The following is an 11,585-nucleotide window of genomic DNA, read 5'->3' as shown; positions in this document are numbered from 1 at the left end:
TTAGGACAAATTTGGGGGTTATTTTTATGTCTAAATTATCTAAACAAGATAAAATTGAAATCTATCATCTTTGGCATGATTATCAAATCGGTTCTATTGAGTTAAGTCAGCGTTATCGGGTTGGCAAATCTAATATTAGTTACTTGTTGGCTTTAATTGACCGTCACGGTCTAGCTATTTTAAACCAGCCGTTCACTACTTATACAAGTAATTTTAAGGAGCAGGCTCTCAAGCGAATCGTAGTTAACCATGAGCCCCTTTATTACGTAGCACTAGAAAAGTTATGGCATGTTGTCCAATTGACTGCGCGAATACCGTGAAAATGGATATAATATCGTTAACAAGTAGAGAGGACAACCGCTTACGCCAGCAGAACTTAAAGCTGAAAATCGAGAACGAATTTATAAAAAATTTAGCGTCTTAATCGACCAGCGGACCAAGAACCGCAAGCCTCGGAAATAGCCCTGGCAGTCACCCAACTAAGAAGCGAGCTTAAGGTCAGTGTAACTTTTATTCTTGATGCCATTAATGCCAACTTGAATCCGCCCCGTCTTTCTCGTAGTAATTACTACTACGCGCTTTAAAGAAGAAGGACAAAGATCGGAATAATTAAGAAATAATGGCTGAATTAAAGCCATTTATGAAGAATACAAGCACCACTATGGCTATCGCCGCATTACTGTATAGCTTAGACGTCACGGTTTATTAATCAATCATAAAAAGGTGCAGTGCCTAATAACAAAATGAAATTATTTGACATAGTCAGTAAACGCTGGCACAAATACAACAGCTATCGCGGTACTCAGGGTCTGATTAAGACTGACTCGATTAAACGCAGCTTTAGTGCGGTTTATCACAGATCATTGATGTGTGTACTCTATTGAAATGAAACTTAAAAAATTTAAGGTTGTTTTTGACGGTGGTAATTTTTTTCTATTGTTTTATTTGAAACCGATAAGGCATGAGCTTTTTGTCACTTTTTCAACTGCTCTAAGCAAATAAAAGAAGGCACTTTAAAGTGCCTTCTTTTACTTTAGTGATAGATGGGTCTTATCAAATATCATTAGGATCTATATATTCACGTGTCAATCTTGCAACCTCTGAAAGATCAAGTCCATAATCAGTTATTGAAACTTCATATTCAAAAGCATGAATTTCATCGACTTCTTCTGCCTTACCATAATTAAAGAAGGCACCAAGCGTTCCACATAAATGTAAAATAGTAGAGAGACTTTCAGTAGAATACACAACAATAAAAACGCTATTTTTATATGATTTTTCAATTTTATATTCAAAATCATTTTTAATACTTGTTTTTATAACAAGTATTAAATCTTCTTGCTTTTTTTCGTCCATTTTATTTTTCGTTAAATTTGATTTCTGTTTTTGCGAGATCAATCGTATAAGTTGTTTCTTCAAGTGGTCGTTTGGTCATGCCTTGGTCAGTTGAATAGATAATTAAGCATAGTTTGCTGCCTACTGGAACTTTATAGTAAGTAGGTTGTAATTCAAAGCTCAAATCATAGAATTCTCCGGGCTCAATTGCTGCAGGTTTTTGCATGTCCGCATAATTCTGTAGATTCATGTGAGCCTTAGTTATTAATTTAGCATGAGATAGCTTATCAGGAACAAATTCTTGCAATGTATCTGTTCCAAAACGAAAACCAAGTTCTTGGCCATCACGCATCAGGAATTTTGGTACTGCAGTTAGACGCTTACGGTCACCAAGTTCCACTAGAGCAACAGAAATTTGGCCTTTGTTAAGACTAGATGAAACATGTAATTTTACTTCAGGACGTCCAACAATAGTTACTGGGTGAATAAACTCATCTGTTGTAAAGCGAAGACTAGGCTTAGCCCATTTTTCATCACCAGCAATAAATTTATCTTGCCAAGCACTTTCAGAAATTTTAGCTGCTTTAAAATCTTTACCACCTAAATCAAGAAAAGCAAGCTTCTTTTTGCCGTTACCATCTTTTTGCAATTCGGCATCGTCAGTTGGGTAGTAAACTACTTTTTGACCAACGTCATTGCTCCAGTCCTCTTCATCGTGCCAGATATCGGCCTCGAGATTGTCTTGAATCATGACAGTTGGCCATTGATTGTAGGCATTATTTTCGATACCCAATAATTCGTGAACAAACCATAAATTCATTAAATCAGTGAAATCAATTGATACCAAGTTATTCATATTATAATGAGGTCCTTGGTGTAAAAATAAGTGGTGCTCAACCGGTAAGTCTTTTACTTTTTGCCAAATTTTATAGACATTTTTCGGCTTGACGTTCCAGTCATTTAGGCCATGAACGCTAATCCAAGAGCAATTGATTTTATCTGTATGATGACGGTAATTTCTATTTTCCCAGTAATCAGAATATTGGCCCGTTTTACGGTCTTCTTTTTCTAGTAGACTAGCCTGCATTTCATCATATTTAGGCTTAATCTTAATGTAGTCACCTGAATCCAGTAAGTTAGATTGACAAGTTTCTGCTAATAAATCTAAGTCTTCACCTTGACAATCTTCAGGAGCGATTACAAGGCCGTGTTCACGGTAGTAGTCATACCAAGAAGATATAGCAGCTTCAGAGACAACTGTCTTTAATCCGGCAACACCAGTCGTTGCGATTGCAATTTGTAAAGTCCCTAAATATGAGCGACCGGTCATTCCAATATTATGGTTGCACCAATCTGCTTTAATCTCATGTTTTCGCGAGCGGTCGGTATAGGCAATTCTGTCTCCATGAAGCCATTCAATAATTTCTTTGGCACTCTCAGTTTCTTCTGGGGCACCTGTGATTCGCAGACCGTCACTTCCTCGTGTACCGATTGCACCAGCAAAAACACTGGCAAAGCCGCGAGCTAACAAATATTCATTTAGGGTATAAGAAGATTTGCCGACAGCCATTTCAGTTGCAGAAGAAGTATTTTCATCACTAGGTTTTCTCGCTTTGACTACAGCAGATGGCTCGTACTGTGGATTTGTCCATTCAGTAGCATCCGTCAGATTTTCGTCAACATTATGGTTACGTTTTTCGTTGTCAATAATTCCACCAAAGTAGGGACTAGCTGTATACAAGGCTGGAACAGGCATTTTTTCACTTTCGAAAGGACGAAAAATAGTTGCTTGAAGTAAGTCAGATTGGCCGTCGCCATCAGTATCTAGATCACTTTCAACATAAACAACTTCTCGAATTACTTTGCTAGTGTCAAATACTGGTAAGCTTTTACCGTTCAAGAAGACAAACTGGTTAGTAGGCAATTCATTTTTACGGTTATAAAAATAGCCTTTGCCAGCCATTACATCGATTAGCAGCTGACCGTTTTTGGTACGCGTATTTAGTAATCGGTAAAAGGCACTAATTAGTTCTTCTTTATTACTAATACTGTCGACCATTGTCAAAGCTTGCTTTTTCATTGTCTTGCAGGGATCATTTAGGTCGTAGTCATAATGAACACGGTAGTCCAATAACTGTAAAGCGATATTGTAAAATTCAATCAATAAAATTTCTTCTGGTTTTGTATCCAAGAAAGCTGCCAAGGTTTGTGTAGGTGAAACAGCAATTTCATTTAGTTTTGTAGCACGAGCGTTTTCATCATTTGGCTGAACTTCGGCCCGACAATTTTCTACCATTTCGGCTAATAGTTGCGCAAAAGATAGATCCTGATAGTTAGCAGGCAAAAATTTAATTTGTAGTAGTTCTTTAACTTGCGTTTCTAATTTTGTTTCAACATATGCATACTGGTTATATTTCATCTTGTCCTCCTTATTATTTTCTTATTTTACCTGTTCTTGAGATGTTACGAAAGTTTAAAAAGAGGATAAATAAAAAACGGATTTTTACATCCGTTTTTACAGCCAAGTTTTTTTATATAAATCTTCTTTAAAGCCACAAGTTAGTTTTTCACCCTCAACAACTAGTGGGCGTTTAATTAGTTTACCGTTCTTCGACATCATATCGGCAGCCTCTTCAATTGACATTTCTGGAACGCGCTCTTTTAAGTTCAACTTGCGGTAGTCTTGACCATGAGTATTAAAGAAATGTTTTAGCCCTCGATCTTGGTGCATTGTCATCCACTTAACAAGATCTTCTTTTCGAGGAGGTTGCTCAACTAAATCTTGAAAAGTGAAGTCAACATTATGATCTTGAAGCCATTTTTGTGCACTTCTAGAAGTTGAACAACGTTTATAACCATAAAAATTAATCATTATTATTTCCTTTTCTTAATCATCTTGGCACTTATTATAGCAGTGATTAATTAAATAGAAAATATATAGGCTAAGTCATTTTTATTCAAAATCTAATTCGAAATCTTTGCCAGTGAAAAAGTGGGTTTTAACCGATAATAAGTAGTTGGCAATAATTCCAAGTGCAATCGGTAAAATGAAAAAGAGGATTGTAATTAAAGCAATGTTAGCAAAATTAGCTTGTCGGCCGGTCATAGCAGCAACTGGTCCGATCAAACCGGAGAAACCGAATCCAGCACTCATTGGATTACCAACAATTCCAAAGATTGCGCCTAAAGCACCCATAATTCCAGCGTTAACTGCAAGTGGAATCAATAGCTTAGGTTGAGTAAGTAGGTTTGCCATCTGCATTTTTGGTGAACCCAAAAAATGCGCAATTGAGGTACCGAATGAATTTACTTTCCAACCAAAAATTGCTAGGGCAAAAGCTGCAGCAGTAATTCCCAAATTGGCAGAACCAGCCGCGATACCGTGAATACTAATTGCAGTTGCGATGCCGACAGATGAAATAGGTGAAACGACAAGGATTGCAAAAACAATTCCCATCAGTGTTCCCATTAGAATTGGTTGCAGTGATGTTAGATGTTCAATTCCTAAACCAATTATTCTCGTAAATGCACTTATTGGAATTCTGGTGAGACTTCCAATTCCACCTGCAACTACCAAAACAATTAGGGGGACAAGTAAAATTGTGTATGCCTTTAACTTTTTACCTAAAAACAGGACTAATGCGTAGGCAACCATGATCGTGACTGCGACATTAATTACGTCGCCGCTGCCGATTACCACAACTTTACCGTTTTGAATCGTAAAGTTACCAGCTGCAGCAGTAGCTGCAAGTGCAATGGATGAAGTTTGGATAGGGGTCAACTTACCAGTCATACCAACACAAACGGCACTAATTGCAGGTAGAAGTGAAGAAGCAAAAGTAGTAAAGGTAAGGATGAATCCTAGTTGAGGAAACATGGGTAAGAGTACTTTAATTAATTGACTAACTAAAGCGCCTGGAATTAACGCAACTACTATTCCTGTGGATAGGCCATTAAGCGTATCTAAGGTAATTCTTTTTAAAATTTTCATTCTTTTCTCCCGAAATAAAAAACTCACACAGTCAATCGCTGTGTGAGCATTACTCGAGAAGAAGTACTTAAGCTACGACACACAGCATTTTATTTGAACTGTGTGTCTAAGACAATACAAATTAGGCACTCAGATCATTCACTAAAGTACCAAAAATAATATTTAACTGGTGTTAGATTAGTTTTTATGTTTGTCATAATAATCCGTACCTCTCATAAATATTTAATCAATATCATACTAAACTAAATTTTAAAAAGCAAGCAAAATTAAAAATAAAATATTTAGTGTAGATATTAAGTACTAATCATAAATAGAAAATAATTCCTAAAAAATAAACTATTTAATACTTGTTAAGGACACCTTTGTTGAACTAAAATATTCAGTAATTGCATTATGGATTTTCCATAATCAGGTTTGAGAAAAAGGAGAAGTGATTAAAATATCTACGTTTATTAATTTTATTAGCTTTTTGGGTGACTGGTTGCTCTTTTCTTTTCCTTTATATCAGGGATTGATGGAGCTTTATGATTATAAGTGGTTTTTGACCGAATTTAATCAGTCTAGTAAATCACAACCGAAAATCTCACCACTTTATTGGATTGCACCAATAGTTAAGATTTATCTTGAGAAAAAACGTGCAGTGAAAATTTTAGGTGACATTATCAAGAATGAATCAGATTTGAGAACTGCAATGAGTTTTATTGACAAAGCTACGGCTTGGTACTTTGTGTCACTTGGTGGTTGGCTTAAGATGGTCTCATCTTTATATGAGTTCTTAGGCGAGCTTCACATTGAAAGTGTCCTCTGGCTAATTGTCGGTACAGTCATTTTAACTTTCTTAGGTATTTCTTCGGCATACTACCGTATTAATCCTAAGCGTCAAGAAAATCTGATTTCAAAACTCAAAGACAATTAAGTTATTAAGTGATTTACAAATCAAAAGGGCCTCAACTTAAAGTTGAGGCCCTTTTTGCTAGTAGTCATTCTGGTTTACGAAAAAACCACCCTTACAAATTGTAAAGGTGGCTTCTAAAATGATCCGGGTGAGATTCGAACTCACGACCCACGGTTTAGAAGACCGTTGCTCTATCCAGCTGAGCTACCAGACCATCGAATTTACGCTTGCCGCGCAAGAACAGTAACTATTATAGAAAAAAAGATGTCTAATTGCAACCACTAATTTTCAAATCTTCCATAATAATTGTTGTACTTTAAATAAATTTATATAGGGTAGTGTTTTATATAGTAATAATCTGTATAATTAAACCAATAAACTAAGGAAAAGGTAGAAAAAGTATGAGAAGAAAGCTGTTAAAAATACTTCCTCTTATAAGTGTTTTGCTATTTTGTTTTGCTATGCCGCAAAAAGCGAAGGCAGAAGTTGAGGTTAAATATGATATTCAAAACAACCAGGTTACTTCTAAAGTAAATCCGGATGGCTCATTAACGATAAAACGCAGAATTGATTATGAATTTCAATCAACTGCTAACGGCGTTTTTTATCGTCAAAATCTTGAGCCTAATCAAAAGATTAAGCATGTCAAGATAACGACCAAGGCCAATGATGCACCAACGCTCAATTCGACCGATTTTACGCTTCGTAAAAGTGAACACGGCTATGAGATGATAGTGCCTCATGTTGTTAGAGAAAAGCATGAACATTTTACTGTAACTTACGCCTACCAAATTACCAATGCAATTACTAATTATCGCGATATTGCTGAATTAAACTTTATGATTATTGGTAATGGCTGGGATACAAGGTTAAAAAAAGTTAAAGCGAGTGTGATTTTTCCAGGCCCAGTTAAGGACTTGAAGGCTTGGGCCCATGGCCCACTTGATGGTAAGCTTGAAGTGGATCCTCAAGACGGCAAAATTATCATGACTGCTGATAATTTGGGTGGTCATACAGGAATTGAAGTCCATACCATTTTTCCATTAAGCGTAACGCCTAAAAATAAAAATGTAAAAAATGTCAATCATAAGCAGGCTGTTCTTAAACAAGAAAAGAAATTAGCAGCGCAAAGTAACGCCAAACAAAAGAAAAACTTGATGATTAGTCTAGTTCTTGTTTTAGTCAGTGTTGTGACGGGAATCCTCTCTATTTTTAAAGGCTTTACCACACAGAAGATAGGCTATAAGCCTAAAAAGATTAGTGAGTTAAGTCACGATTATGAAATACCTGATGCCAATCCAGTGATTGCTCAAGTTCTTGACACTGCTAAAGTTCCTGATAGTAAGGCTTTTACGGCTTACTTAATGGAGCTTGCTATTCATAAGAAAATTAAAATTGAAGATTACAAGAGTAAGCTAAAGACAACCTATTATCGTATTTCTTTAATCGATGAGAATGTTGCACACGAAAGTACCCTTATGTGGATGCTTTTTAATGAAATTGGTGATGGAACAAGTTTTACTACAAAAGAATTGAAAAAAGCACGTGGTAAAAAGTTGGGACGCAGTTTTGATGACTGGGCTGATGATCAATTCTATTCAGCAGATAAAGATCAATATATGCCTGAGGAGTTATTGTTAAAGAAGAAGCGTAGTAACAGGATAATTCTTGGTTTGAGGATTGCGAGTTTGGTTGCAGCTGGTCTTGCCGTGTTATTTACCCGCAAGTATATCTGGCCAATTATTATTGTTGCAGGACTACTTTTTGTCATTGGTACTATAGGTATGTACAGGGATAAAAACCAGATCAATTTGTATTCCAAGAAGGGTGCACTTGAAGTTGACAAGGTACGTAGCTTTAAGAAGATGTTGAAAGACATTGGTCGTTTCAATATGAAAGAAGTTGGCGATTTAATCTTGTGGGAAGATATTTTACCTTATGCAGTTTCTTTTGGCCTAGCTAAGAAGGTCATGAAAGAACTTAAAATTGAATTTAACCAGGATGAGTTAAATAATAGTGATTTATTCTTCTATGGTTTTCTGGCTAATAGTGGTAAAAATAGTTTTGCTGAAAACTTCAATACCTGCTTTAAAAACGGAATTGCCGCTGGTTCAAGTAGCGTTTCAAGTGGTTCATTTGGTTCCGGTTCATCGGGCGGCTTTGGCGGCGGTTCCGGTGGTGGAGCATTTTAGAAATTTCATTAAAGGTCTAGTTGTTATGCTAGGCTTTTTTTGTTTGCTATACTATTAAAGATAGAGATTAGAAAAAAGTTGGAGATTAAAATGTTTGATTACCGGAATAATATAAAAAGAATTTTAAATCAGACTACTGGCGATGAGAAAAGCTTACGAAATGGTCTAGCAGCAATTAAGTTGATTTTAGGCATGACAGATGGTGATCAAGCAATACCAAAAGAAAAAAGGAAAAGTTCGATTGAACTTGATTTAAATCAAGTAAATATGCTTTTGACCAGTCTCACTAAATTGATACGGACACCAGGAGATGTTCAGGCAAAAAACACAGCTTTATCGGCGATTCAAAAACTGACAATGACACCACAAGTTGACAAAAAATTCAGGGATAATCTGATTGATCTTAAAAAGAATGTTAATTTGTCTAAGACTTCGAATGAACAAGTTAATCAAAAGATCTTTGAGCAGGCGCTTGAGAAAAAAGAAAAACCAAAAAAGGATTATCGAAAAGGTAAGCGTTATACAGTTGTTAGGCTTTTATCTGGTTGTGATTTAGTCGATGATGGTAATAGAATCGTTTATACGATGAAGGAATCGCAAATTCACTCTTTGAATTTAAAAAGTGGTGATATTGTCGAAGCTTTACCAGAAGAAAATAATCCACATTATGAAGCAGAAATTTTACGTATTGTTGGCTTTCGCAAGTTATCAAAAATGGAAGTTGATACTATTTCTACCTTTAAGTACGCTGTTGTACAAGGGAGACCAGGTCATTTGTCAATCAGCCGTAATGCTCAGGGGCAAAAACTACGTATTCGAGGCAAGGCAGTTTTACTCCCAATAGATTCAAGCAAATACTGGGATGATAATATTCAATTGGTTGATGGCTCAATTGTTGATTTAGCATGGTATGACGGGGATGTTAGGCTAAAGAAAAGTCCGGCTGACGCTATTCAAATTCGCTGGGTTTACCAGCTTGAACAGCCACAGTCGGCGACTCATGTTAAGAAAAAGAAAGATAAAGTTGAAACGCAGGCAACTGAGTTACCAAAATTAGCTTTAGATCTTCATTACCAAAGAGTTGGTATTGCGGTAGGAGATAATCAAAACGAAGCTTTATTAGAGGGAATCGTAACTCGTTATAATGGAATTCCGATTCCAGTAGATGCCTTTCAGGGAAAGAAAAAAGTTATTGAGAATCAAATAAAAGATTTAGACTTGGTTATTTTGGTGACAGCATTTGCTGCTCATGATAGTGCTTGGAACATCAGTGAATTTGCAAGTAAATATAATGTCAAGTTCGCCGTTAGTTCAAGTAAGGGTTACCAATCATTTGAGCGTGCGCTATATCGTGCTGCCAAAGGGTTACCAGCATATGAGGGTAATCAAAGTATTCAATATGAAAAAGCAGATAACTAGATCAATTAAATCTATAAGTTTTTGATAATTTAGGAGGCAAAAAGACTTATTTCTTGCGTATATTAGTTATTTTCTTGTATTATATTAAATAACACTTTTTATGGAAGGAAGATGAGATGAAAAACATAAAGCACAAACACACATGGCAATATTGGTTATTTTTCTTGGCTGGACTTGAGATTATAACAATTGCAATTAACTTCTTCTATGCACCAATTAATGTAGCCGCAGGAGGATCAACGGGAATTTCAATTCTTGTAGACGCCGTATGGGGCATTAATCGCTCAATAACAGTTTTTATTGTCAATTTAATCATGCTCATTCTAGCAGTCATTTTTCTTGGCAAAGAAACTTTGAAAAAAGTGGCTCTCGGTAGTATGTTGCTGCCAATTTTAATGGCAATCACGCCAAGCATGAAACTAACTACTAACAATATGCTGGCAGTAATTTATGGTGGTGTTCTAATGGGAATCGGGGTATCAATGCTTTACCGCATCAATGCCTCATCTGGAGGAACAACTATTCCACCACTTATTATCAAAAAGTACTTTTATATCGATCCTGCTATGTCACTGATGGCAATTGATATGACTATAATTGTCTTAAATCTCTTTGTTGATGGAACGGAAGCATTCTTACTTGCTGCTTTTTCGCAGGTAATTACAACAATTACAATGCGGTATACAGAAACTGGTTTTGATAAGAAATACCAGGTTAGAATCATGAGTAATACAAAGTTGGATCAGGTTCGTGATATGCTACAAAATGACTATGAAGGTCTAACAGTTTTCAACGTTGTTGGTGGTTACACCGATAAAGACAAACAGCAGCTGGTAATTGTAGTTGACACAAACGAATATGGTCAATTAGTAGCAAAAATACGTGAAATTGATAATGAAGCCTTCATCGTGACAGAAAATGTAGCAAAAGTTCACGGTGGAAAGTGGCAAATTTAAGGCTCAATTAGTTGGATTTTTATTGCCAATTTTTGTTTGAAGTAGTACTATATAGGAGTTGTATTTGTGGAGACCTTCACATCTGCAACCGCACATTTTGTGGTTAGAAGTTTTCTATCAAGAAACACCTCAATTGGCGAGTCTAAGTAAATTTTTGGAGGGCAGTAAATGTACGCAATTATTAAAACCGGCGGAAAGCAATACAAAGTTGCTGAAGGCGATAGTGTTTTTGTTGAAAAGCTTGACGTTGAAGAAGGTAAGGAAGTTACTTTTGACGAAGTAATCTTAACTTCTGACGGCAATAACGTTAAGGTTGGTGCACCTTTAGTTGATGGCGCCAAGGTTGTTGCTAAGGTTGAGAAGCAAGGTAAGGAAAAGAAAGTTGTTACTTTCAAGTACAAGCCTAAGAAGCACTCACATTCAAAATATGGTCACCGTCAACCTTATACTAAGGTTACAATTGAAAAAATTGAATTAAACTAGAGGTGAAACAATTATGAATATTTTAAATCTTAAATTATTTGCCCACCACAAGGGTGGAGGTTCTACTGCTAACGGTCGTGATTCAGCTGGTCGTCGTTTAGGCGCTAAGGCTGCAGACGGTCAAACAATTCACGCAGGTACGATTATCTATCGTCAACGTGGTACTAAGATTCACCCTGGCAAGAACGTTGGTCAAGGTGGAGATGACACATTATTTGCATTAGTAAATGGTGTAGTTAAGTTTGAACGTAAGGATAAATACAGAAAGCAAGTTTCTGTTATCCCAGTTGAAGAAGAAGCTAAGTAATTTAGTT

At 36.2% G+C, this 11,585-nt stretch carries 11 protein-coding genes, 1 tRNA gene and 1 other annotated feature; of the genes, 7 read left to right on the top strand and 5 right to left on the bottom strand.

The genetic code is table 11. The features are described 5' to 3' along the window. The first annotated feature begins 26 nt into the window (after window positions 1-26). Window positions 27-320: a hypothetical protein gene (locus H3R25_RS03600; protein WP_109715619.1), complete on the top strand. Its 294-nt coding sequence runs from the start codon at window positions 27-29 to the stop codon at window positions 318-320. Window positions 321-1,053: 733 nt separating this feature from the next. Here the strand turns inward: H3R25_RS03600 and H3R25_RS03595 are convergent. From H3R25_RS03595 to H3R25_RS03580, 4 genes are all read right to left on the bottom strand, one after another. Beyond that, window positions 1,054-1,356, bottom strand: a complete 303-nt coding sequence (locus H3R25_RS03595; RefSeq protein ID WP_109715618.1) for a hypothetical protein — start codon at window positions 1,354-1,356, stop codon at window positions 1,054-1,056. 1 nt (window position 1,357) lies between these two features. After that, the gene (locus H3R25_RS03590) at window positions 1,358-3,754 is read right to left on the bottom strand and encodes a Xaa-Pro dipeptidyl-peptidase (RefSeq protein ID WP_198194316.1); all 2,397 of its coding nucleotides are present in this window, start codon (window positions 3,752-3,754) and stop codon (window positions 1,358-1,360) included. 96 nt (window positions 3,755-3,850) lie between these two features. Then, entirely contained in the window at window positions 3,851-4,207 is a 357-nt protein-coding gene (locus H3R25_RS03585) for an arsenate reductase family protein (protein WP_198194315.1), read from the bottom strand. An 81-nt stretch (window positions 4,208-4,288) separates the two neighbouring features. Then, complete coding sequence (locus H3R25_RS03580; RefSeq protein WP_074425115.1) at window positions 4,289-5,326, bottom strand: PTS sugar transporter subunit IIC; 1,038 nt, start codon at window positions 5,324-5,326, stop codon at window positions 4,289-4,291. 430 nt (window positions 5,327-5,756) lie between these two features. On the opposite strand from H3R25_RS03580, the gene H3R25_RS03575 reads away from it, so the two are divergent. Then, on the top strand, window positions 5,757-6,242 hold the full coding sequence (locus tag H3R25_RS03575; RefSeq protein WP_074425117.1) for a hypothetical protein: 486 nt from the start codon (window positions 5,757-5,759) through the stop codon (window positions 6,240-6,242). A gap of 119 nt (window positions 6,243-6,361) precedes the next feature. Here H3R25_RS03575 and H3R25_RS03570 read toward each other — a convergent pair. Continuing rightward, a tRNA-Arg gene (locus H3R25_RS03570) sits at window positions 6,362-6,435 on the bottom strand. A gap of 247 nt (window positions 6,436-6,682) precedes the next feature. Between H3R25_RS03570 and H3R25_RS03565 the strand changes: the two genes are divergently transcribed. The 5 genes from H3R25_RS03565 (at window position 6,683) to rpmA (ending at window position 11,578) form a co-directional block, all read left to right on the top strand. Continuing rightward, window positions 6,683-8,413 (top strand): DUF2207 domain-containing protein, encoded by a 1,731-nt coding sequence (locus tag H3R25_RS03565; protein WP_198194314.1) that lies wholly within the window; start codon window positions 6,683-6,685, stop codon window positions 8,411-8,413. 90 nt (window positions 8,414-8,503) lie between these two features. After that, the gene (locus tag H3R25_RS03560) at window positions 8,504-9,832 is read left to right on the top strand and encodes a DUF2325 domain-containing protein (RefSeq protein WP_198194313.1); all 1,329 of its coding nucleotides are present in this window, start codon (window positions 8,504-8,506) and stop codon (window positions 9,830-9,832) included. Window positions 9,833-9,948: 116 nt separating this feature from the next. Next, the gene (locus H3R25_RS03555; protein ID WP_109715612.1) at window positions 9,949-10,788 is read left to right on the top strand and encodes a YitT family protein; all 840 of its coding nucleotides are present in this window, start codon (window positions 9,949-9,951) and stop codon (window positions 10,786-10,788) included. A 76-nt stretch (window positions 10,789-10,864) separates the two neighbouring features. Continuing rightward, window positions 10,865-10,942: a sequence feature (ribosomal protein L21 leader region), on the top strand. Between the two features lie 14 nt (window positions 10,943-10,956). Next, entirely contained in the window at window positions 10,957-11,271 is a 315-nt protein-coding gene (rplU, locus tag H3R25_RS03550; RefSeq protein WP_046307185.1) for a 50S ribosomal protein L21, read from the top strand. A gap of 13 nt (window positions 11,272-11,284) precedes the next feature. Continuing rightward, window positions 11,285-11,578 carry a 50S ribosomal protein L27 gene (rpmA, locus tag H3R25_RS03545; RefSeq protein ID WP_046307181.1) on the top strand — a complete coding sequence of 98 codons (294 nt, stop codon included), beginning with the start codon at window positions 11,285-11,287 and terminating at the stop codon, window positions 11,576-11,578. Window positions 11,579-11,585 lie beyond the last annotated feature (7 nt).

Origin of the sequence: Lactobacillus sp. M0390, from assembly GCF_016102085.1 — a bacterium.
Classification (GTDB): Bacteria; Bacillota; Bacilli; order Lactobacillales; family Lactobacillaceae; genus Lactobacillus; species Lactobacillus apis.
This window is presented reverse-complemented; position numbering and strand designations above follow the sequence as displayed.